This is a genomic window from Tsukamurella conjunctivitidis (assembly GCF_007858475.1).
Lineage (GTDB): Bacteria > Actinomycetota > Actinomycetes > Mycobacteriales > Mycobacteriaceae > Tsukamurella > Tsukamurella conjunctivitidis.
On the sequence record NZ_VIGX01000011.1, the window covers coordinates 57,455 to 79,137 of the forward strand.

17 protein-coding genes are annotated in these 21,683 nt (G+C 71.1%); 6 read left to right on the top strand and 11 right to left on the bottom strand.

Going from position 1 to position 21,683, the window contains the following annotated elements:
• Positions 1 to 10 precede the first annotated feature (10 nt).
• On the bottom strand, positions 11 to 1,477 hold the full coding sequence (locus FK530_RS17275; RefSeq protein WP_146488222.1) for a glutamate synthase subunit beta: 1,467 nt from the start codon (positions 1,475 to 1,477) through the stop codon (positions 11 to 13).
• Positions 1,470 to 6,077 (bottom strand): glutamate synthase large subunit, encoded by a 4,608-nt coding sequence (gltB, locus tag FK530_RS17280; RefSeq protein ID WP_146488223.1) that lies wholly within the window; start codon positions 6,075 to 6,077, stop codon positions 1,470 to 1,472. The genes FK530_RS17275 and gltB overlap by 8 nt, the downstream gene beginning before the upstream one ends.
• Positions 6,078 to 6,294: 217 nt before the next feature.
• Between gltB and FK530_RS17285 the strand changes: the two genes are divergently transcribed.
• Complete coding sequence (locus FK530_RS17285; RefSeq protein ID WP_191834174.1) at positions 6,295 to 7,074, top strand: ABC transporter permease; 780 nt, start codon at positions 6,295 to 6,297, stop codon at positions 7,072 to 7,074.
• 47 nt (positions 7,075 to 7,121) lie between these two features.
• Here FK530_RS17285 and FK530_RS17290 read toward each other — a convergent pair whose 3' ends face one another.
• Positions 7,122 to 7,994, bottom strand: coding sequence for an aldo/keto reductase family oxidoreductase (locus tag FK530_RS17290; protein ID WP_146488224.1), 873 nt, complete (start codon positions 7,992 to 7,994; stop codon positions 7,122 to 7,124).
• 119 nt (positions 7,995 to 8,113) lie between these two features.
• A complete protein-coding gene (locus FK530_RS17295) occupies positions 8,114 to 8,575 on the bottom strand; it encodes a GbsR/MarR family transcriptional regulator (RefSeq protein ID WP_146488225.1) in 462 nt (153 codons plus the stop codon).
• A 64-nt stretch (positions 8,576 to 8,639) separates the two neighbouring features.
• On the opposite strand from FK530_RS17295, the gene FK530_RS17300 reads away from it, so the two are divergent.
• The 3 genes from FK530_RS17300 (at position 8,640) to FK530_RS17310 (ending at position 11,761) form a co-directional block, all read left to right on the top strand.
• Positions 8,640 to 9,536, top strand: coding sequence for an ABC transporter ATP-binding protein (locus FK530_RS17300; protein WP_146488226.1), 897 nt, complete (start codon positions 8,640 to 8,642; stop codon positions 9,534 to 9,536).
• Positions 9,533 to 11,113: an ABC transporter permease gene (locus FK530_RS17305; protein WP_146488227.1), complete on the top strand. Its 1,581-nt coding sequence runs from the start codon at positions 9,533 to 9,535 to the stop codon at positions 11,111 to 11,113. Before FK530_RS17300 ends, FK530_RS17305 begins: the two co-directional genes overlap by 4 nt.
• Before the next feature lie 264 nt (positions 11,114 to 11,377).
• A complete protein-coding gene (locus FK530_RS17310) occupies positions 11,378 to 11,761 on the top strand; it encodes a hypothetical protein (protein WP_146488228.1) in 384 nt (127 codons plus the stop codon).
• A gap of 159 nt (positions 11,762 to 11,920) precedes the next feature.
• Here the strand turns inward: FK530_RS17310 and FK530_RS17315 are convergent, their stop codons facing one another.
• From FK530_RS17315 to FK530_RS17330, 4 genes are read right to left on the bottom strand one after another with little or no spacing between them, the layout of a single operon-like run.
• Entirely contained in the window at positions 11,921 to 12,718 is a 798-nt protein-coding gene (locus FK530_RS17315; protein WP_146488229.1) for a glutamate racemase, read from the bottom strand.
• Between the two features lie 10 nt (positions 12,719 to 12,728).
• Positions 12,729 to 14,171 (bottom strand): sensor histidine kinase, encoded by a 1,443-nt coding sequence (locus FK530_RS17320; RefSeq protein ID WP_146488230.1) that lies wholly within the window; start codon positions 14,169 to 14,171, stop codon positions 12,729 to 12,731.
• On the bottom strand, positions 14,168 to 14,866 hold the full coding sequence (locus tag FK530_RS17325) for a winged helix-turn-helix domain-containing protein (RefSeq protein WP_146488231.1): 699 nt from the start codon (positions 14,864 to 14,866) through the stop codon (positions 14,168 to 14,170). The genes FK530_RS17320 and FK530_RS17325 overlap by 4 nt, the downstream gene beginning before the upstream one ends.
• Positions 14,838 to 15,488, bottom strand: coding sequence for a phosphatase PAP2 family protein (locus FK530_RS17330; RefSeq protein WP_146488232.1), 651 nt, complete (start codon positions 15,486 to 15,488; stop codon positions 14,838 to 14,840). Before FK530_RS17330 ends, FK530_RS17325 begins: the two co-directional genes overlap by 29 nt.
• A gap of 228 nt (positions 15,489 to 15,716) precedes the next feature.
• Between FK530_RS17330 and FK530_RS17335 the strand changes: the two genes are divergently transcribed.
• Positions 15,717 to 17,222 (top strand): SulP family inorganic anion transporter, encoded by a 1,506-nt coding sequence (locus FK530_RS17335; protein WP_146488233.1) that lies wholly within the window; start codon positions 15,717 to 15,719, stop codon positions 17,220 to 17,222.
• A 9-nt stretch (positions 17,223 to 17,231) separates the two neighbouring features.
• Positions 17,232 to 17,639, top strand: a complete 408-nt coding sequence (locus FK530_RS17340) for a MerR family transcriptional regulator (protein WP_146488234.1) — start codon at positions 17,232 to 17,234, stop codon at positions 17,637 to 17,639.
• A 69-nt stretch (positions 17,640 to 17,708) separates the two neighbouring features.
• On the opposite strand, the gene FK530_RS17345 is transcribed toward FK530_RS17340, so the two are convergent.
• The 3 genes from FK530_RS17345 to FK530_RS17355 all read right to left on the bottom strand — a co-directional run bounded on the left by FK530_RS17345 (position 17,709) and on the right by FK530_RS17355 (position 21,675).
• Positions 17,709 to 19,859 carry a solute carrier family 23 protein gene (locus FK530_RS17345; protein WP_146488235.1) on the bottom strand — a complete coding sequence of 717 codons (2,151 nt, stop codon included), beginning with the start codon at positions 19,857 to 19,859 and terminating at the stop codon, positions 17,709 to 17,711.
• A 68-nt stretch (positions 19,860 to 19,927) separates the two neighbouring features.
• Positions 19,928 to 20,959, bottom strand: coding sequence for a sensor histidine kinase (locus FK530_RS17350; protein ID WP_146488236.1), 1,032 nt, complete (start codon positions 20,957 to 20,959; stop codon positions 19,928 to 19,930).
• 20 nt (positions 20,960 to 20,979) lie between these two features.
• The gene (locus FK530_RS17355; RefSeq protein ID WP_191834173.1) at positions 20,980 to 21,675 is read right to left on the bottom strand and encodes a response regulator; all 696 of its coding nucleotides are present in this window, start codon (positions 21,673 to 21,675) and stop codon (positions 20,980 to 20,982) included.
• Positions 21,676 to 21,683 lie beyond the last annotated feature (8 nt).

A 21,683-nucleotide genomic window follows, 5' to 3' on the forward strand; every position in this document is an offset into this window, starting at 1 on the left:
GGCCGCGGAGCTACCGCTGCGGCGCGGTGGTGGGGACGATCGGCGCGGGCAGCGCGGTATCCCCCATGAGGAAGCGGTCGACGGCGGCCGCGGCGCTGCGGCCCTCGGCGATCGCCCACACGATGAGCGACTGGCCACGGCCGGCGTCGCCGGCCACGAAGACGCCGGGCACCGTCGACTGGAAGTCGTCGTCGCGGGCGACGTTGCCGCGGTCGCTGTACTCGACGCCGAGCTTGTCGAGCAGGTCGTCGCGCTGCGGGCCGACGAAGCCCATGGCGAGCAGCACCAGATCGGCCTCGAGGGTGAAGTCGGTGCCCTCGACCTTCTCGAAGCGGCCGCCCTCCATCTTGACCTCGTAGGCCTTGAGGCCGGTGACCCGGCCGTCCTCGCCGACGAACTCCTCGGTGCTGACGGAGAAGACGCGCTCGCCGCCCTCCTCGTGCGCGGAGCTGATGCGGTACATCAGCGGGTAGGTCGGCCACGGGGTCGACTCGGCGCGCTCGCGCGGCGGGATCGGCATGATCTCGAACTGGTGCACGCTGGCCGCGCCCTGGCGCAGCGAGGTGCCCAGGCAGTCGGCGCCGGTGTCACCGCCGCCGATGATGACGACCTTCTTGTCCTTGGCGTGCAGCGGCGGCAGGCCGTTCTCGTCGACGACGTCGTCGCCGACCGCGGCGCGGTTGGCCCACGGCAGGAACTCCATCGCCTGATGGATGCCGTCCAGCTCGCGCCCGGGGATCGGCAGGTCGCGCCAGACGGTCGCGCCGTTCGCGAGCACGACCGCGTCGAAGTCCTCGCGGAGCTGTTCGACGGTCACGTCGACGCCCACGTTGACGCCGGTCTTGAAGACCGTGCCCTCGGCGTTCATCTGGGCGAGGCGGCGATCGATGTGCCGCTTCTCCATCTTGAACTCGGGGATGCCGTAGCGGAGCAGGCCGCCGATGCGGTCGGCGCGCTCGAAGACCGTCACGGTGTGGCCGCCGCGGGTGAGCTGCTGCGCCGCGGCGAGACCCGCCGGGCCGGAGCCGACGACGGCGATCTTCTTGCCGGTCAGCTTGGTCGGGTGCTGCGGCGAGACCCACCCCTCGTCGAAGGCCTTGTCGATGAGTTCGACCTCGACCTGCTTGATGGTGACGGGGTCCTGGTTGATGCCGAGGACGCACGAGGCCTCGCAGGGCGCGGGGCACAGCCGCCCGGTGAACTCCGGGAAGTTGTTCGTCGCGTGCAGCCGCTCGATGCCGTCCTGCCACCGGTCCTTGTACGCCAGCGTGTTCCACTCGGGGATCAGGTTCCCCAGCGGGCAGCCGTTGTGGCAGAACGGGATACCGCAGTCCATGCACCGGGACGCCTGCTTGCGCAGGGTGGTCCCGTCGAAGGGCTTGTAGACCTCGTTCCAGTCCAGGAGCCGGAGCGGAACCGGCCGGCGGACCGGCAGCTCGCGCGAGTTGTTCTTCAGAAAGCCTTGCGGATCAGCCACGAGCGGCCTCCATCACTGCGTCGTCGATGTTGCGGCCGTCGAGTTCGGCGCGCTTGATGGCGGTGAGAACGCGCTTGTAGTCGCGCGGCATCACCTTGGCGAAGAGCTGGCGCTCCCGCGGCCAGTTGGCCAGCACGCGCTCCGCGACCGCGGAACCCGTGTAGTCGTAGTGCTTCGTCACGGCGCTGTGAACGAACTCGAGATCGGACTCGTCGAGCGACTCCAGCTCCACCAGTTCGGTGTTGAGGTCGCGCTCGAACCGGCCATCGGCGTTGTAGACGTAGGCGACGCCGCCGGACATGCCGGCGCCGAAGTTGCGACCCGTGTCGCCGAGGACGACGACGCGGCCACCGGTCATGTACTCGCAGCCGTGGTCGCCGACGCCCTCGACCACCGCGACGGCGCCCGAGTTGCGCACGGCGAACCGCTCGCCCGCCTTGCCGTTGAGGTACACCTCGCCGGCGGTCGCACCGAACAGGATCACGTTGCCCGCGATGATGTTCTCGCCCGCGACGAACTCCTCGGGGGCGTTGCGCGCGGGACGGACCACGATCTTGCCGCCGGAGAGACCCTTGCCGACGAAGTCGTTGGCGTCGCCCTCGAGGCGCAGCGTGATGCCCTTCGGGACGAAGGCGCCGAAGCTGTTGCCCGCGCTGCCCTTGAAGGTGATGTCGATGGTGTCCTCGGGGAGGCCGTCGGCGCCGTGCGCCTTGGTGACCTCGTGGCCGAGCATCGTGCCCACCGTGCGGTTGACGTTGGAGATCGGCGTCTCGATGGTGACGGGAGCGCCGGTCTCGACGGCGACCCGCGCCTGCGAGATCAGCTGCTGGTCCAGGGCCTTCTCGAGGCCGTGGTCCTGCGGCTGGCTGCAGAACGGGTCCTGCTTCATGAACGGCGAGTCGACCTGCGCCAGGATCGGCGAAAGATCGAGCTTGCCGGCCTTGGCGTCGGACCAGTGCGCCTGCGCCGCCGTGGTGTCGAGGATCTGCGACTGGCCCACGGCCTCCTGCAGGGTGCGGAAGCCCAGCTCGGCGAGCAGCTCGCGCACCTCCTCGGCGATGTAGAGGAAGAAGTTCTCCACGAACTCGGGCTTGCCGGTGAAGCGGCGTCGCAGCACCGGGTTCTGGGTCGCCACGCCCACGGGGCAGGTGTCCAGGTGGCACACGCGCATCATGATGCAGCCGGAGACCACGAGCGGTGCGGTCGCGAAGCCGAACTCCTCACCGCCGAGCAGCGCGGCGACGATGACATCGCGGCCGGTCTTGAGCTGGCCGTCCACCTGCACCACGATCCGGTCGCGCAGGCCGTTGAGCAGCAGCGTCTGCTGGGTCTCGGCGAGCCCGATCTCCCAGGGCGCACCCGCGTGCTTGACCGAGGTCAGCGGGGTGGCGCCCGTGCCGCCGTCGTGACCCGAGATGAGCACCACGTCGGCGTGCGCCTTGGAGACGCCCGCGGCGACGGTGCCCACACCGATCTCCGAGACGAGTTTCACGTGAATCCGCGCCTGCGGGTTCGCGTTCTTCAGGTCGTGGATCAGCTGCGCCAGGTCCTCGATCGAGTAGATGTCGTGGTGCGGCGGGGGCGAGATCAGGCCGACGCCGGGCGTCGAGCCACGGACCTCGGCGACCCACGGGTACACCTTGTGCGGGGGCAGCTGGCCGCCCTCGCCGGGCTTCGCGCCCTGCGCCATCTTGATCTGGATGTCGGTGCAGTTGCTCAGGTAGTGCGAGGTCACGCCGAACCGGCCCGAGGCGACCTGCTTGATCGCCGAACGCCGGAAGTCGCCGTTCTCGTCGGGCGTGAACCGCGCCGGATCCTCGCCGCCCTCACCGGAGTTCGAGCGGCCGCCGAGGCGGTTCATGGCGATCGCCAGGGTCTCGTGCGCCTCGGCCGAGATCGAGCCGTAGCTCATGGCGCCGGTCGAGAAGCGCTTGACGATCTCGCTGGCGGGCTCCACCTCGTCGATGGAGATCGACGGGCGATCGCTCGCGAAGCGGAACAGGCCGCGCAGCGAGGCGAGCCGCTGGCTCTGGTCGTCGACGAGCTTCGTGTACTCCTTGAACACCTTGTACTGACCGGTGCGCGTCGCGTGCTGGAGCTTGAAGACGGTGTCCGGGTTGAACAGGTGGTACTCGCCCTCGCGGCGCCACTGGTACTCGCCGCCGACCTCGAGCTCGCGGTGCGCCAGCTCCTCGGGGCGGTCGTTCATGGCGCGCTTGTGCCGCGCGGAGACGTCGGCGGCGATCTCGTCGAGGCCGATGCCGCCGAGCTGGCTCTGCAGGCCGGTGAAGAACTCGTCGACGACCTCCTGCGAGAGGCCGATCACCTGGAAGAGCTGGGCGCCGGTGTACGAGGCCAGCGTGGAGATGCCCATCTTGGACATCACCTTGAGCACGCCCTTACCGGCGGCCTTGACGTAGTTGGCGTTGAGCTTCTCCAGCGGGGTGCCGTTGAGCTCGCCGCGGATGTGCATGTCCTCGATGGTGGCGAAGGCCATGTACGGGTTGACCGCCGCGGCACCGCAGCCGATGAGGGCGGCCATGTGGTGCACCTCGCGGGCGTCGCCGGACTCCACGATCAGGCCGACCTTGGTGCGGCTGCGCTCGCGGACCAGGTGGTGGTGCACCGCGGAGGTCAGCAGGAGCGACGGGATCGGCGCCAGCAGCCGGTCGGAGTTGCGGTCCGAGAGCACGATCAGGCGCGCGCCGCCGTCGATGGCCTCGGAGACCTGGGTGCGCACGGTGTCGAGCGCCTCACGCAGACCCTTGCCGCCCTCGGCCACGTGGTACAGGCCCGGGATCACCACGGACCGGAACTCGGGCAGGGTGCCGTCGTCGTTGACCTTGACCAGCTTCTGCAACTCGTCGTTGTTGAGGATCGGCTGCTCGAGGTGGATCTGGCGGCAGCTGATCGCCGTGGGGTTGAGCAGATCGGACTCGCTGCCGATCGTGCCGCCGAGCGCGGTCACGATCTCCTCGCGGATCGCGTCGAGCGGCGGGTTGGTGACCTGCGCGAAGAGCTGCTGGAAGTAGTCGAACAGCAGGCGCGGGCGCAGCGAGAGCACGGCGACGGGGGTGTCGGTACCCATGGAGCCGATCGCCTCGGCGCCGGTCTTCGCCATCGGGGTGAGCAGGATGTCCAGCTCCTCCGTGGTGTAGCCGAACATCTGCTGCCGCTGGGTGACCCGGTCGTGCGCCATCACGGTGTGGGGGCGGTCGGGCAGGTCCTTCAGGCGCAGCAGGCCCTCATCGAGCCACTCCTGGTAGGGCTCGGCGGCGGCCAGCTCGCTCTTGATCTCCTCGTCGGAGACGATGCGGCCCTGCGCGGTGTCCACGAGGAACATGCGGCCCGGCTGCAGGCGGGTCTTGTAGACCACCTCCGAGTGGTCGATGTCGAGCACGCCCACCTCGGAACCGAGCACGACGAGGCCGTCCTTGGTCACCCAGATGCGCGACGGGCGCAGGCCGTTGCGGTCGAGGACCGCGCCGATGACGGTGCCGTCGGTGAAGCAGACCGAGGCCGGCCCGTCCCACGGCTCCATCAGCGAGGAGTGGTACTCGTAGAACGCCCGGCGGGCCGGGTCCATGTCCTGGTGCCGCTCCCACGCCTCGGGGATCATCATCAGCACGGCGTGCGGCAGGCTGCGGCCGCCGAGGTGCAGCAGCTCGAGCACCTCGTCGAACCGCGCGGTGTCGGAGCCGCCCTCGGTGCAGATCGGGAAGATCTTCTCGCCGGCGTCCTCGCCGAAGGCCGAGACGTCCAGCAGCGCCTCGCGGGCCCGCATCCAGTTCTCGTTGCCGCCGACGGTGTTGATCTCACCGTTGTGCGCCACGCGCCGGTAGGGGTGCGCGAGCGGCCAGCTCGGGAAGGTGTTGGTCGAGAAGCGCGAGTGCACCAGGCCGAGAGCGGATTCCACGCGCTCGTCCTGGAGGTCCACGAAGAAGCCGCGCAGCTGCGGCGTGGTCAGCATGCCCTTGTAGACGAAGGTCTGGCCGGACAGCGACGGGAAGTACACCGACTCCTCGCCCTGCGAGCCCGCGCCGGCGCCGTCGGTGCCGAGCTCGCGCTCGACGCGCTTGCGGATCACGAAGCAGCGGCGCTCGAGGTCCATGCCCGAGAGGGGCGCACCGTCGGAATCCGTTCCGGCGATGAAGACCTGGCGCATGGTGGGCATGGCGTCACGGGCCAGCGCGCCCAGCGAGCCGTCGTCGGTGGGCTGGTCGCGCCACCCGAGGACCGACAGGCCCTCCTCGGCGACGATGCGCTCGACGCCCTCGGCCGCGGCGGTCGCCTCGGCGGCGGCCTGCGGGAGGAAGGCGATGCCCGTGGCGTAGGCGCCCTGATGGGGCAGCTCGAAATCGACGACCTCGCGGAAGAAGCGGTCCGGGACCTGGATCAGGATGCCCGCACCGTCACCGGTGTTGGGCTCGGCGCCCGCGGCGCCACGGTGCTCGAGGTTGACCAGGGCGGTGATGGCCTTGTCGACGATGTCCCGGGACTTGCGTCCGTGCATGTCCACCACGAAGGCGACACCACAGGCGTCGTGCTCGTTCGCGGGGTGGTACAGGCCCTGGGGGCCCGGGGGGACGAATCGGCTCATCGAATACCTGCCTCTACGCAGCGCCTCACGGCGGAACGGGTTCTTCAAGGTTCGGCGATCGGGACTGCAGATCACCTCAGGCATCGTTGGCTGTACCAGAAACTGTAGTTTCCCACTCCTCGATCACCAAATGAAAGGTCAACCTTACCGGTCATGACCTGCGTCGATCCGGCGGAGAGGCCACCGAGCGCCCTCGTTTCGGCTAGGTTTCCGGGACGTGACCGGAAGTGATCCGGGCGAGCTGCTCACGGTGGGCCCGGGGCTCGCCGTCGCCCTCGTCGCCCTCGCCCTGACGGGCGCCGCGGTGGCGTGGCTGGGGCGCACCGGATACGGCCCCGCGATCCTCGGCGCCACGGCGCGGGCGGTCGTCCAGCTGGCCGTCCTGGGGATGGCGCTCAGCCTGATCGTCCGGAGCCTGTGGTTCACGGCGGCGTTCGTGGTGCTCATGGGCGGCACCGCCGGCTGGACGGCGGCGCGGCGCATCGTGGGGCGACGGCCCCGGCGCTCCGAGCTCGCGGTCACGACGGTCGCCGTCGCGGGCCCGGCGGCCGTCCTCGCCGTGGCGCTCATCGTGAGCGGCGTGCTTCCCGCGCGGGGGATCGCCGTGATTCCCGTGGCGGGCAGCGCGATCGGCGCGGCGATGGCCGGCGCCGGGCTCGGCGGGAAGCGCGCGCTGGAAGAGCTGGCCGCGCGGCGCGGCGAGCTGGAGGCGGGTCTCGCGCTGGGACTCGATCCGCTGTTCATCCGGCTCGAGCTCACGCGGGCGGCGGCCGCGACGGCGCTGATCCCCGCCCTGGACCAGACGCGCACCGTCGGGCTGGTCACCATCCCCGGCGCGTTCGTCGGCATGGTGCTGGGCGGCGCCTCGCCACTGGCGGCGGCGGTCATGCAGCTGTACGTCCTGGTCGCGATCCTCTGCGTGACCCCGATCGCCGTCGTGGCCGTGACCTGGTTGGTTGCAGCCGGCCGGTACGAAACCGGACCTCGGAACTACTGACGCCCTGTGTGCGATCGTGTCCGCTCAGCGGTCACAATCCAACACACTTACGACGCGCCGATCGCGTCCAGCTCGGCGAGCGCGTCCTCCGGGAGCTCCAGCGCGGCGCCGGCGATGTTCTCCCGCAGGTGCACGACCGACGAGGTGCCCGGGATCAGCAGGATGTTCGGCGAGCGCTGCAGCAGCCACGCGAGGGCGACCGCCATCGGGGTGGCGCCGAGCCGGGCCGCGACCGCGTTGAGCGCGTCCGACTGCAGCGGGCTGAACCCGCCGAGCGGGAAGTAGGGCACGTACGCGATGCCCTGCGCCGCCAGGGAATCCACCAGGTCGTCGTCGACGCGATGGGCGATGTTGTAGAAGTTCTGGACGCACGCCACGGGCGCGATCGACTGCGCCTCGGCGACCTGCTCGGCGGTCACGGTGCTCACGCCGAGGTGCCGGATCAGGCCCTGCTGCTGCAACTCCGCGAGCACGGTGAAGGGCTCCGCGATCGACCCGGGCGCGGGGGTGTCGAAGTCGCCGACGCGCAGATTCACCACGTCGATCACGTCGAGGCCCAACCGCTCGAGGTTCTCGTCGACGGCGCGGCGCAGGTCGTCGGGCTCGAGCGCCGGCGGCCAGCCGCCGGTGTCGTCGCGTCGCGCACCGACCTTGGTGACGATGTGCAGGGAATCCGGGTACGGGTGCAGGGCCTCGCGGATGATCTCGTTGGTGACGAACGGGCCGTAGTAGTCGCTGGTGTCGATGTGCGTGATGCCGAGGTCGATCACGTCGTGCAGTACCTCGATCGCCGCCTCGCGGTCGGCGGGCGGACCGAAGACGTGCGGCCCCGCGAGCTGCATGGCGCCGTATCCGAATCGCGTGACCGTCAGGTCGCCGCCGAGGTCGAAGGTGCCGCCGGGCGGGGTGGGTGCGGACATGGTGCAACTCCTTCGTGCGGGACGATGTGACGGCCTCCAGTATCGCGCCGATCGTTCCGGCGCACCCGGCTGCATCACCACGAGTCCGTGTTGCCCGGATCCCGCTGACGTGTCGCGCTTCAGTACCCGTGCTTGTCGAGCCGGATGCGGCGCCAGCGTTCCATCACCTCGGGGAGTTCGGTGATCATGAACTCGAAGAAGTCGCGCATCACCGACAGACGCTCGGCGGCCGGGCCGCCGGCGGGGAGTTCCTCGATCCCCTCGGTCGCCACGTCCCGCCACCGCTCCAGGATCGGATTGCGCGAGGCGAAGGCCTCGTACCAGATGTCGTCACCGAGGGTGATGAGACTGTGCCGCGACCCCGGGACGTGCGTGCGGCGGATCATGCTCGTCTGCTCCAGGTACCTCACCGCACCCGATACCGCACCCGCGGACACCTGCAGCTGTGCGGCGATCTGCGACGGTGTGAGCGCGGCCTCCGGCGACGTGAGGACCGCGGCGAAGACCCGGGAAGCCATGCGCTGCATCCCCGCATCCACGAACGCGGCTGCCATGTTCTCCACGAATTCCGGCGCATCCATGCAGGTCACGATACCAGAATTCAGACACTTCACAAATTTGTGAACTGGGCGTAGCGTCGGCGCCATGACAACCGAAGTCATCCGCGTCGAGGGCCTCACCAAGACCTTCGGCAGCGCACACGCACTCACCGGCCTCGACCTCCACGTGACGCCGGGCGAGGTCCACGCCTTCCTCGGCCCCAACGGGGCCGGCAAGTCCACCACCATCCGCGTCCTCCTCGGCCTCCTGAAGAAGACCTCGGGCACCGTCGAACTGCTGGGCGGGGATCCGTGGGCACAGGCCCCCGAGCTCCACCGCCGCCTGGCGTACGTCCCGGGCGATGTGACGCTGTGGCCGAACCTGTCCGGCGGCGAGATCATCGACCTCATGGGACGCCTGCGCGGCGGCCTCGACGAGGCGCGACGGGCGGAGCTCATCGAGCGCTTCGCCCTCGACCCCGCGAAGAAGGCCCGCACGTACAGCAAGGGCAACCGGCAGAAGGTGGCGCTGGTGGCGGCGTTCGCGGCCCGCGCCGAGCTGATGATCCTCGACGAGCCCACATCCGGCCTCGATCCCCTCATGGAGGAGGTCTTCACGCAGTGCCTGGCCGAGGCCAAGGCCGCCGGCACCTCGATCCTGCTCTCCAGCCACATCCTCTCCGAGGTGGACCGGGTCGCCGACACCGTCACCATCATCAAGGACGGCGCGACCGTCGAGACCGGCTCGCTCGACTCGCTCCGGCACCTCTCCCGCACCCGCGTCGAGGCGACACTGGCGCGGCCCGTCGACCTCGCGGGAACCGCCGGCGTGCACGACCTCCAGGCCGACGGTGACCGGATCTCGTTCAGCGTCGAATCCTCCGATCTCGGCAGGGTTCTCACCGAGCTCGCGGCCGCCGGCCCCACGTCGCTCACCAGCCGCCCGCCCACGCTCGAGGAGCTCTTCCTCCGCCACTACGACACCGCGGGGGCCGTACGATGACCGGCCTCGCCGCCACCCTCCGGCTCGTGGTGCGGCGCGATCGCATCCAGCTGGTGGTGTGGCTGCTGCTGTACGTGGCCATGGCCGCGTCGGCGTACTCGACGGCGAAGACCAACTACGCCGACCAGGCCTCGCTCGACTCGGCCGCCCGCGCAGCGAGCGAGAATCCTTCGCTCGTCGCCATGTTCGGCCCTGTCTACTCCGCCACGACGGGAGCGGTCGGCATGATCAAGATGGTCGTCATGATGGCGGCCGCGCTCGGCCTGCTCACCGGCCTGCTCGTCATCCGGCACACCCGCGCCGACGAGGAGTCCGGGCGCCGGGAGATGTTGGGCGCCTCCGCGATCGACCGCACCGCTCCCCCGATCGCGGCCCTGATCGAGTCGACGGTGCTCAGCCTCGCGATCGGCGTGCTCAGCGCGCTGGTACTGGTGGGGATGGGTGCGGATGCGCAGGGCAGCATCATGTTCGGCGCGCTCTGGACCTTCACCGGCATCGTCTTCGCCGCCTTCGCACTGCTGTGCGCGCAACTCACGGAAGGAGCGCGGGCCGCACGCGGCCTCTTCGCCGTGGGCCTCGGCGCGGCCTACCTGCTCCGGGCCGTCGGCGACGTCTCCGTCATCCGGAGTGACGGGACGCTCCCCGCCGAGCCCGGATGGGAGTCGTGGCTCTCCCCGCTCGGGTGGGCACAGCAGATCCGGCCCTTCGCCGACGACCGGCCGTGGCCGATCCTGTTGCTGCTCGCGGCCTCGGTGGTGCTCACCGCGGTGGCGCTGCGCATCGCCGCCCAGCGCGACCTCGGTGCCGGCCTGATCCCCGTGGGCCGGGGCCGCGAGCGCGGCAGCGCGCTGCTGGGTTCGGTGGAGGCGCTCACGTGGCGGCTGCACCGCGGTCAGCTCATCGGGTGGAGCATCGGCATGCTCGCGGTGGGTCTCGCCTTCGGCGGCATGGGCAGCGCGATCGACTCGCTGGCCGGCAATGCGGGGACGCGCGAGATGCTGGAGCGGCTCGGCGGATCCGGCTCGAGTCTGCTCGACATCTTCTTCGGCGCCGAGTTCTCCATCATGGGCATGGCGATCGCAGCGCTGGGCATCTCCATCGTCAACACGGCGTGCTCCGAGGAGACCTCCGGCCGCGCCGAGTACCTGCTCTCCGGTCCCGTGCCGAGGGTGCGCTGGTACGTCTCGCACCTGACGGCGGCCGTCGTCGCCACGTCGATCGCGAGCCTCGCACTGGGCGTGGGGGTCACCCTCACCGCGGGCCGCCAGCTCATCGTGCCCGCGCTCGCCGCCCTCCCCGCGGTGTGGGTGATCACGGCGATCGCCGCGCTCGCCGGGGCGATCTCGGCCCGCTGGGCGTCGGTCGGCTGGATCGTCCTGGCGCTGTGCGTGACGACGATGGTCGCCGACGTGCTGAAGCTGCCCGATTGGGTCGCGAAGATCTCGCCGTTCAAGCACGTCGCGACGCAGCCCGGGGCGACGGTGCTCACCGGCGCCACGGTGGCGCTCGTCGTGATCGCGGCGGTAGGGCTGATCGCCGCAACGCTGTCCGAGTCGCGGCGGGACCTGGCGGCGTAGCGGACCAGCGCTGCGGTCTGTGCGGCGACGCTGCCGTCCGTGACTCTGCGGCGGGCAGGTCCTCCGTTCGAGCCCCGAGACCAGCTGTGTGAGACTGCATTCGTGATGAACGAACAGCAACCGGGCGGTCCTGCCTCCGGCACGTCGGCGGAGGGAGCAGACCGGATGCCCCCACTGACGGTGGAATGGGTCGCGCGACCAGGGGACCTCCGCCGCGCGACGCTCTCCGTGCTGCGGCAGCGCCGCTTCTGGGTACGGTCGTTCGTGATCGGCCTGATCGTGGGCGTGGTCGTCGTCGCGGTCTGCATCGCCACCGGTAGCGGATGGCCCCTGGGGCTCCTGATCGGCGGGTGCTTCTTCCTCGGCCTGAGCCTCGAAGTGCTCCTCCTCTGCCTCGTCGCCGCGTGGCGACAGAACCGGAAGGTCCTGCGGGCGGGCACGCGCTGGGCAGCGGGCAGCGATGCCCAGCGCATCCGCATTGAAAACCGGATCAACACGATCATCATCGCCCGCGAGAACATCAAGGGCTTCCGACGAGTCGGCAGTCTCTTCGTGCTGCAACTACCCGAGGGCGAGGTCTTCGCGATCCCAATGGCTCTGCTCGACTCGATCCTGACGGATCCGGATCTGGCCCGTCTCATTGACTGAGACACTTGACGTTTCACCTGAGAGACGCCGGGCTAACTTGAGAGATCAAAAGCCCTGCAAATGACTACTGACCGCAGCGAGCGAGTCAGCTGCGGTCAGTGCACTCTCAGGATAACAGGAGAGTTGCGGTCATGCATATATCTCATCGCGATTCTTTTGTCATGGCGTTTTCACGCTGCGACCGCATCGCTCCAGCAGAAGCCGCCCGGCGGGGTACGCGGCCAGGGCCGCGGGCAGCGCGCCGGGACGGCCGGACTCCAGCACGGCCACCACGTCGCCCAGCTCCGGCGGTCCGCCGGGCTCCACGCCGAGGCGGCGCAGGGCCTGTCGCGCGACGGGTTCCGGCGAGTCGAAGACCACGACGTCCCGGCCGGTCCGCTCCCGCAGGGCCGCCACGATCGGTTCCCTGACCAGCCCGTAGTGCGTGCAGCCCAGCACCACCGATTCGATGTCCACCGGAGTCGCCGCGGCGGCGGCGTCGATCGCAGCCGTCACTCGTTCCGGTGAACCCGAGTCGATCGCCTCGGCCAGTCCGTAGCAGGGGATGCGGTGCGCCAGCGCCGGGTCGGCGAAGGCGTCGATCAGGGAGGTCTGGTAGTCGCTCACCGTGGCGGCGGCGGTCGCCCAGACGGCGAAGGGGCGCCCCGTCGACCCTGCGGGACGGATGGCGGGCACCACGCCGACCACGGGGATCGCGGGCTCGAACCGGGCCCGCGCGGCCTCGAGCGCGTACATCGAACCGGTGTTGCAGGCGACGATGATCGCGTCGACCTCGAACTTCGCGGCCGCGGCTGCCATGGCCACCACGCACTCGGAGATCCGCGCGGGCTCGAGCAGGCCGTAGGGCATGTTGTCGGGGTCGCGGGCGAGCACCAGCTCGGTATCGGGACGGACGCGGGAGAGGGCGTCGGCGTAGTTGACCATCCCGAAACCGGAGTCGATCACCGCAACGCGCATGCCCTCGAATTTACCGGCCGAGCCACAGGCGGAACACGGTGGACGCACCGTCGCGCCGGTAATCGACATCGCCACCCAGGAGCCGCGCGTTGTCGCGGGCGATCGCCAGCCCGAGTCCCGCTCCCCCGCCGGTGCCGCGCGAGCGGGCCTCCTGGGCCTTCGCGAACCGGCCGAAGACCCGCTCCTCGTCCCCGGGCGGCACGCCCGGCCCGTGGTCACGCACCTCGACGACGGTGCCGTCGGGCGCTGCGGTCACGGTGACGGTCACGGGCGGAGCGCCGTGTCGCACCGCGTTGCCGACCAGGTTGGTCACCACGGCGACCACTCGGCGCCGGTCGGATTCGAGCGAGAGGCTGGGCACACCGTCGAGCGCGACGGACCGCCAACCGCGTGCGGAGAGCGCCTCGCGGATCGCGCCGACCAGCTCGAAGGGCGCGCGCCGGACCTCCGCGGCACCGGCGTCGAGACGGGTCATCTCCAGGAGATCGTCGACGAGCTCGGCGAGGGTGTCGACCTCGGAGGCGACCAGTTCGGAGGCGCGCCGCAAGTCGGACTCGGGGCCGAGCGACGCGGCCTCCTCGCGCAACACCTCGGCCGCGGGGACCAGCGCGGCGAGCGGGCTGCGCAACTCGTGCGAGACGTCCCCGACGAAGCGCCGCGAGCGGGCGTCCTGCCGGCGCAGGACGTCGATCGACTCGCTCTGGCGGTCGAGCATCGAGTTGAAGGTCTCGGTGAGGTCGCGCAGCTCGGTCACCTCGGTGGCGGGAAGCCGGGCCTCGACGTCGCCCTCGGTCACCCGGGCGGCGACCGCCTGGATCCGGCTGAGCGGGCGGATCACCGTTCGCGCGACGACCAGCGCGACGAGGATGCCCAACAGGGCGCTGCCGACCACCGCGACGATCAGCAATATCGTCAGGCGGTTCAATCGCGAGCCCACGTCCTCGAGCGGCTGCACGCCGTACACCACCACGCTCGAGGCATCGAAGTTCGCGGGCCGGTTCACGCTGTGCGCGACGAGCATGCGGCCGTCCGACATGCGTTGGAAGCGGTACAGCGACGGCACCGCCACCAGCTCCGACCGCATGGACCGCGGGATGTCCTGCGGCCTGATACCGCTCCCCCACTGCACCGTCTCGCCGTCGACCTCGACGAGGTACTCACTCGCCAATGCGGTGAACCGGGGCGGCTGGTCCCCTCCCGCCGGCGCCCCCGGCGGTGCGTCCCCGTCCGGCCACGCCCGCGACCGCGTGGGGGTGCGTTCGAAGGTCTCCATGTCGTGCCGGAAGGTCGTGAGCACGGCGTCCTGCGCGTCCTGATAGACCCAGTCCCGCACCACCACCGTCACCGCGATCCCGGTGACGCCCGCCGTGAGGCAGGTGACGACGACGATGATCGCGAGGATCCGGGCGCGCAGGCCCGCGATGAGGGGGCGCCGCGCGCCGCGCGCCGTCACGGTGCCGGCCGGAACCGGTAGCCGAAGCCGCGCACCGTCTCGATGTGGCTGCTCCCGTCGGGCGGGTCGATCTTCGGCCGGAGCCGCAGGATCGCGTTGTCCACAAGCCGGGAGTCCCCGAGGAAGTCCTGATTCCACGCCATCGCGAGGAGTTGCTCACGGCTGAGCACCTGGCCCGGATGATCGGCGAAGGCGTACATCAGGCGCTTCTCGGTGGGCGTGAGCGGCAGGGGCTCGCCGTCGCGCAGCACCTCGGCGCCCGCCCGGTCGACGGTCAGCGGACCGTCGGCCGACGGTGTCGCGGGCTCCGCCGACGGTGCCGGCGCGGGATCCGCGGGCGCGGACCGGCGCAGCGCGGCCTTGATCCTGGCATCCAGCACGCGGGGGCTGACGGGCTTGACCACGTAGTCGTCGGCGCCGGCTTCGAGCCCGGCGACGGTGTCGATGTCGTCGGAGCGGGCGGTGAGCATGAGGATCGGCACGGTGCTGGAACGACGGATGCGGCGGCAGACGGCGAAGCCGTCCTCCCCGGGCAGGCCCACGTCCAGGATCACGGCGTCGGCGTCGGCCACCCGCTCCTCGAGGTCGTCCGTGGCGGCGGCCAGGTGCTCGACGGTGTGATCGAGCCGGCCCAGCGACAGCGTCAGCGCGTCGACGATCGCCGGGTCATCCTCGATGAGCAGCAGCCTGACCACCCGCGAGGCTCCCTTCCACATCGGAGGTCCAGACCCAGGCGGCATGGCCGACCCGGACCACCGCGGCGGCGGCCGCGGCCACCAACCATGCTCCCAGGACATCGCCCGGCCGGTGCCACTGTTGGGCGACCACGAGCACCGAGACGACGCTGCCCACGACCGCCGCGACGAGCATCGCCACCGCCCGGTACCGGCGCGCGGCGGAGCCGACCAGGATCACCGCGAGCGCCGCGACCACGGCGACGGTGTTCGACGGGAAGGAGTTGAGCTCGGGTCCGACGCCGAACGAGGGGCGCTCCAGCAGGGCCTTGAGAATGAAGGCGCCCGCGACCGTGGCCACGAGGACGAGCGCGGCGGAGACCGCGACGGCCTTCGAGCGACGGCTCGCGACGACCGCGGCCACGAGCAGGCCGCCGACGGCGAGCATCGGGAGCTGATAGCGGCCCAGGGCGCCCTCGACGGGGTTCTCCACCCCGAACGCGGCGGAGAGCGTGCGCATGAGCTCGTGGTCGATCTGCTGGCCCGCCGGCGTGACGACGACCGCGAGGTAGAGCCCGGCGAGCGCCAGCGCGGCGACGACGGCCGCCGTCGCGGCGGTCCAGGGGCGTGTGGTTGCGAACATGACGCCGAGCATTGTCCCCCATCGTCGCCCGGCGGACTCCGTTCCGCCCCGCGAATGTCACAGCCGTGTCGCAATCCGCGACCGCGACGCACCCTCGACGCCAACTCTTCCCTTACGGGAGGGTAGAGTTCTGACTGTCGCGCGGCGGTCCCCGTCCCGCACCATCCCTCCCCGCACCCGCGCCCGGCACGCGCCGCCCGGTGCGCCCCAGGCACGAAGGATCGATCGATGACAGTGGATGCACACGTGATGCGGGCATTCCGTGACAGCGACGTCGTGGCCGCGCTGCGCAGCCCGAAGCGCCTGAGGACCGAGACCCTCGCGGGGCTCGTCGTCGCGCTGGCACTGATCCCGGAGGCGATCTCCTTCTCGATCATCGCCGGCGTCGATCCCCGCGTGGGATTGTTCGCGTCCTTCACCATGGCGGTGACGATCGCGGTCGTGGGCGGCAGGCCCGCGATGATCTCCGCCGCTACGGGCGCGGTCGCCCTGGTCGTGGCCCCCATCGCGCGCGAGCACGGGTTGGACTACCTGCTCGCGACGGTCATTCTCGCGGGCGTCCTGCAAATGCTGCTCAGCGCCCTCGGCGTAGCGAAGCTCATGCGGTTCATCCCACGATCCGTGATGGTCGGATTCGTCAACGCGCTCGCGATCCTCATCCTCCTCGCCCAGGTGCCGCACATGACCGGCGTGCCGTGGCTCGTGTACCCGATGATCGCCGCCGGCCTGCTCATCATGGTCGGCCTTCCGCGGCTCACCACCGCGGTGCCGGCGCCGCTGGTCGCGATCGTCCTCCTGACCGCGGTCACGATGATCGCCGGCCTCACGGTGCCGAACGTGGGCGACGAGGGCGAACTGCCGAACACGCTGCCCCAGTGGCTGATCCCCGACGTACCGTACGACCTGGACACCCTTCGGCTGATCGCGCCGTACGCACTCGCGGTGGCCCTCGTAGGCCTGCTCGAGTCGCTCATGACCGCCAAGCTCGTCGACGACATCACCGATACGCACTCCGACAAGACCCGCGAGGGCTGGGGGCAGGGCGTGGCGAACGTGGTGACCGGCTTCTTCGGCGGTATGGGCGGCTGCGCGATGATCGGGCAGACGATGATCAACGTCAAGAGCTCCGGCGCGCGGACGCGGATCTCGACCTTCCTCGCCGGCCTGTTCCTGCTGATCCTCGTGGTGGGACTCGGGGACCTCGTCGCACGGATCCCGATGGCCGCTCTGGTGGCGGTGATGGTGATGGTCGCGGTCGGCACCTTCGACTGGCACAGCATCGCCCCGGCGACGCTGCGCCGCATGCCCCGCAGCGAGACGGCGGTCATGCTCGTCACCGTCGCGATCACCGTCGCCACCCACAACCTCGCCTACGGCGTCGTCGGGGGCGTGATCGTCGCGACGCTCCTCCTCGTCCGCCGGGTCGCACACTTCACCGAGGTCGTCCCCGTCGAGTCCGACACCCCGGGCACGCGCGCCTACCGCGTACGGGGCGAGCTGTTCTTCGCCTCCAGCAACGACCTGGTGCACCAGTTCGACTACAGGAATGATCCGCCGCACGTGATCGTCGACCTCGCCGCTACCCACGTCTGGGACGCCTCCACCGTCGCGGCCCTCGACGCGATCGAGACCAAGTACCGCAGTAAGGGCACGAGGGTCGAGTTCGTCGGGCTCGACGCGGCCTCGGCGGAGCGGCACGCCCGTCTCAGCGGCCACCTCGGCGGAGAGAACTAGGCTCGGGCCATGGCTGACGTACCGGAGAGCGGCCGGCTCCTGCAGATCGGACAGGTTGCGGAGGCCACCGCCCTCTCGCTCAAGACGATCCGGCACTACGACGAGGTCGGGCTGGTCACGCCGTCCGAGCGCAGCCCGGGCGGATTCCGCCTCTACACCGCCACGGACGTCGACCGCCTGCTCGTGATCCGGCGCATGAAGCCGCTCGGCTTCACGCTCGAGCAGATGCGGGATCTGCTCGCGGCGTTGGACACGCTCGCCGACCCCGCTGCGGCGCCCGAGGTGCGCGCCGACGCGCAGGCCTTCATCGACCAGTGCTCGGATGCCGCGCAGCAGCGCTGTGCGGAGTTGCGGGCGCAGTTGGCGATCGCCGAGGAGTTCGCGAACACGCTCTCCGCGCTCGCCCGGCAGCACTGACGGCCGCGGCTGCGCGCGAGATGCGCGGCGCCGCGGGGGTGAGCTCCGCAGCGCCGCGCCGGCGTGCCGCTAGGCGTGGGTGAGAGTGTCCGCCTCCACGACCGCCGAGTCCGTCACGCGCAGCACCCGGCCGGACGCGATGTCGAAGAACAGGCCGATCACCTCGATGCGCCCCGCCGCCACCGCGGCGCGCGCCAGCGGATGCTCCGCGACCGCCGCCACCTGGACGGCGACGTTGACCAGGGAGAGTTGGTCGGCGGCATCGAAGCCGAGGTCCGCCGCCGCCGCCCGCACGGGGTGCCCGGCGCGGAAGGCCGCGGTCGTCGGTGCCGCGTGCGCGATCCAGCGCTCGATCGTCGGCGGCACCGGGGGCGAGGAGAGTGCGACTCCCATCGCCCCGCAGGCCGAGTGCCCGCAGACGATGATCTGGCGCACCGCGAGCTGGTCTACGGCGTAGGCCAGCGAGGCCTCGATCGACGGGTCGGTGCCCGGGGCGGGGACGAGGTTGCCCACGTTGCGCACGGTGAACAGGTCGCCCGGGCCGCTGCCGGTGATGACGTTCGGGACGACCCGGGAGTCGGCGCAGGTGAGGAACAGCGCCTCGGGTCGTTGGCCGCCGCTGAGCTGGTCGAAGTCGTCGCTCAGCAGCGCCGCGTGCCGCCGGTGGTAGCGGGCGATGCCGTCCGCGAGGCCGCCCCGGGCATGCGCACGCCACGGCAGCAGACCACGCTCGGCCGGGCGTTCCGTGATGCGCCGCGGCGTGCGGGTGGCGGCCACGTCGAGCGCCGCGCCGCCCAGGTCGTCGACGGTGACGGTGCCGCCGGCCGCTCGGTAACGGCGCGCCCACTCCTGGATCTCCTCGGCCGCCGCGTGGTCGAGGAAGTCGACGGTGAGCTCGATCGCGACGTCCTGTCCGGGCGGGACGGCCGCGAGCACCCGGGTGAGGCGGGGCAGGGAGAAGAAGGACAGCGTCCCGTCGACGGTGACGTGCCAGCGCCCGGCACCGTCGACCACGGCCTCGATGTGGGCCCGCGCGACGCGCCACAGGACGAGGACCAGCGCGACGACGAGCCCTGCGAGCACGCCCTCGAGCAGGTTGAGGAACAGCACGCCCCCGATGGTGACGGCGTAGACGAGCAGGTCGCCGGTGCGGCGGGCGGTGCGGATGTGGGAGATCTTCACCAGCTGCACGCCGATCACGATGAGCAGGCCGGCGAGCGCGGAGGTGGGGATCTTCTCGACGAGGCCGGACAGCGCGACGGAGAAGAGGAGGAGCCACACGCCGTGCAGGACCGCGGACCAGCGGGTGCGCGCGCCGGCGGCGACGTTGGTGGCGCTGCGCACGATGACGCCGGTCACGGGCAGGCCGCCGAGCAGCCCGGAGACGGTGTTGGCCGCGCCCTGACCGACGAGCTCGCGGTCGAGGTTCGTCTTGGCGCCGTCGTGCATGCGGTCGGTGGCGACCGCGGACAGGAGGGACTCGACGCTGGCGATGAGCGCGACGGTGAGCACGCCCAGCGCCACGGCGCCCCAGTTGCCGGTCGGCATGGCCGGCAGCCCGATCGCGTCGATGATGGAGCCGTTCAGGCGGATCCGCTCGACGTTCATATCGCCGACGAGCGACAGGACCGTCGCCGCGGTGACGGCGACGAGCGCACCGGGGACGCGGCGCCAGGCCGCGGGCAGCTTCGGCCAGAGCACCATCACACCGATCACCACGAGCCCGACGGCGAGGTCCGGCCAGTGCAGGGCGCCGATCCGCGAGGGCAGCTCCGCGAGATTCTGCAGCACCGAGCTGCGCGAGGAGCCACCGAGCAGGACGTGCACCTGCTGGATCACGATGGTCACGCCGATGCCGGCCAGCATGGCGTGCACCACGACCGGGGAGATCGCCAGCGCCGCACGGGCGATCCGGCTCAGCCCCAGACCGATCTGCACCAGGCCGGCGGCGACGGTGATCGCGGTGGTGACCTTCCAACCGAAGGTCGCGATGAGCTCCGCCACCACCACCGTGAGGCCGGCGGCCGGTCCGCTCACGAGCAGCGGAGAGCCGCCCAGGAGGCCGCCCACGATGCCGCCGATCACGCCCGCGATGAGGCCCGCCATGAGCGGGGCGCCCGAGGCCAGCGCGATCCCGAGGGACAGCGGCAGCGCGACGAGGAAGACGACGATCGACGACGGCCCGTCGAAACGCGCGATGTCTCTGAGTTTCTCCTGCATGGGCACCACTGTGGCGGCGTGGTGTGGCCGCTCCGCCGCGACGTCGTGAAGGTTCCGTGAAGGTGCGATCAGGGCGCGGGGAGTGTGAAGGCGAAGACGGCGCCGCGGCCCGGTCCGTCGGATTCGACCCACATGTGCCCGTCGTGCGCGGTCACGATGGCGCGACTGATGGTGAGCCCCACCCCGCTGCCGCCGTGGTCGCGATCGCGCGCGACGTCGGTGCGGTAGAAGCGCTCGAAGATCCACGGCAGGTGCTCAGCGGCGATGCCGTCGCCGTGATCGACCACCGCGATCCGGATCCGGCGGTGCGGCTGACCGTCGGCCTGAAGCTCCACCACCGCGCCGGAGTCACTGTGCCGCAGCGCGTTCGACAACAGATTCGCGAGCACCTGGTCGAGCCGCTGGCGGTCGGCGCGGATCGTGCGGTGGGCACCCGGGCCGATCCGCACGTGCAACCGGACCCCCTTCTCGGCGTAGGCCCGCGCCGCCGCGGCGGCCGCGGCCTCGAGGACCTCCACCACATCGGCGGCGCTGGGCCGCAGGTTCAACGCGCCCTCCTCGGCGTGCGAGACGGACAGCACGTCGTCGGTGAGGCGCGCCAGGCGGGTGGTCTGCGTGCGGAGCATCGCGAGGGTCTCCGCATCCGGCTCGACCACGCCGTCCGCGATGCCCTCGAGGTAGCCGTCGAGAACGCTCACCGGCGTGCGGATCTCGTGCGCGAGGTCGGCGAGCAGCCGCCGCCGCGACTGATCGCCGGATTCGAGCTGCACCGCCATGTCGTTGAACGCCGACACCAGCCCGTCGGCCTCGGGTCCGAGCCCGACGGGCGCGACCCGCACGCCCGCGCGGCCGTCGGCCACCTGGCGCGCGGCGCGTTCCAGTCGCGCCATGGTGCGCCCCAACCGGCGCGCGATGAAGACGCTCGCCCCGATGGAGAAGGCCACCGCGCAACCGAATCCGAGGACCACGGCGAGCACGTTCACCGAGACCGTGCCCGTCCGCCCCAGGATCAGCGGCCACACCACGAAGTCGACGACGGCCGTCACGGCGAGCGTGCCCAGCGAGACGGCCATGAGCATGCCGCCCATCCGGGCGCCCATCCCGACATCCCCCACGGACCTCACCCGGGCCCCATCCGATAGCCCACGCCCCGGACCGTGCGCACGTACCGCGGATCCGCGGCGTCGTCGCCGAGCTTGCGGCGCACGCGGCCCACGTGCACGTCCACGAGGCGCTCGTCGCCGACCCAGCCGGCACCCCAGATCGCCTCGATGAGCTGCCCGCGCGAGAAGGCGATGTTGGGACTGCGAGCGAGGGTTGCGAGCACGTCGAACTCGGTGGCGGTGAGCTCCACGACGCGCTGCCCCACCGTGACCTCGCGGGCCAGCGGGTCGATGACGAGCTCACCGAACCGCCGGGCCGCGGCGGCGCCGGCACCGTCGGGCAGGGTGCGCGGGCGGCGCAGCATGGCCCGGACCCGCGCCACCACCTCGCGCGGGCTGAAGGGCTTCACCAGGTAGTCGTCGGCACCGACCGAGAGGCCGACGATCGTGTCGAGCTCGTCGCCGCGCGCCGTGAGCATGATGACGTAGGCATCGCTGAAGGCGCGGACGGCGCGGCACACCTCCAGCCCGTCGATGCGGGGCAGGCCGATGTCGAGCAGGATCACGGCCGGATCCAGCTCCCGCGCGAGCGCCAGGCCGCGTTCGCCGTCCGCCGCCGTCGTCACGTCGAAACCGTCGCGCGCCAGGTATTCCTGCGTCAGCCGAGCGAGGGCGGGTTCGTCCTCGATCACCAGTACCTTGTGAGTGGTCATGCTTCATA

Coding starts and splice junctions, on each gene's coding strand:
- FK530_RS17305 (WP_146488227.1), top strand. CDS start 9,533: ATGACCGGCCTCGCCGCCACCCTCCGGCTCGTGGTGCGGCGCGATCGC.
- FK530_RS17295 (WP_146488225.1), bottom strand. CDS start 8,575: ATGGATGCGCCGGAATTCGTGGAGAACATGGCAGCCGCGTTCGTGGAT.
- FK530_RS17290 (WP_146488224.1), bottom strand. CDS start 7,994: ATGTCCGCACCCACCCCGCCCGGCGGCACCTTCGACCTCGGCGGCGAC.
- FK530_RS17300 (WP_146488226.1), top strand. CDS start 8,640: ATGACAACCGAAGTCATCCGCGTCGAGGGCCTCACCAAGACCTTCGGC.
- FK530_RS17355 (WP_191834173.1), bottom strand. CDS start 21,675: ATGACCACTCACAAGGTACTGGTGATCGAGGACGAACCCGCCCTCGCT.
- gltB (WP_146488223.1), bottom strand. CDS start 6,077: ATGAGCCGATTCGTCCCCCCGGGCCCCCAGGGCCTGTACCACCCCGCG.
- FK530_RS17350 (WP_146488236.1), bottom strand. CDS start 20,959: ATGGGCGCCCGGATGGGCGGCATGCTCATGGCCGTCTCGCTGGGCACG.
- FK530_RS17335 (WP_146488233.1), top strand. CDS start 15,717: ATGACAGTGGATGCACACGTGATGCGGGCATTCCGTGACAGCGACGTC.
- FK530_RS17345 (WP_146488235.1), bottom strand. CDS start 19,859: ATGCAGGAGAAACTCAGAGACATCGCGCGTTTCGACGGGCCGTCGTCG.
- FK530_RS17330 (WP_146488232.1), bottom strand. CDS start 15,488: ATGTTCGCAACCACACGCCCCTGGACCGCCGCGACGGCGGCCGTCGTC.
- FK530_RS17340 (WP_146488234.1), top strand. CDS start 17,232: ATGGCTGACGTACCGGAGAGCGGCCGGCTCCTGCAGATCGGACAGGTT.
- FK530_RS17315 (WP_146488229.1), bottom strand. CDS start 12,718: ATGCGCGTTGCGGTGATCGACTCCGGTTTCGGGATGGTCAACTACGCC.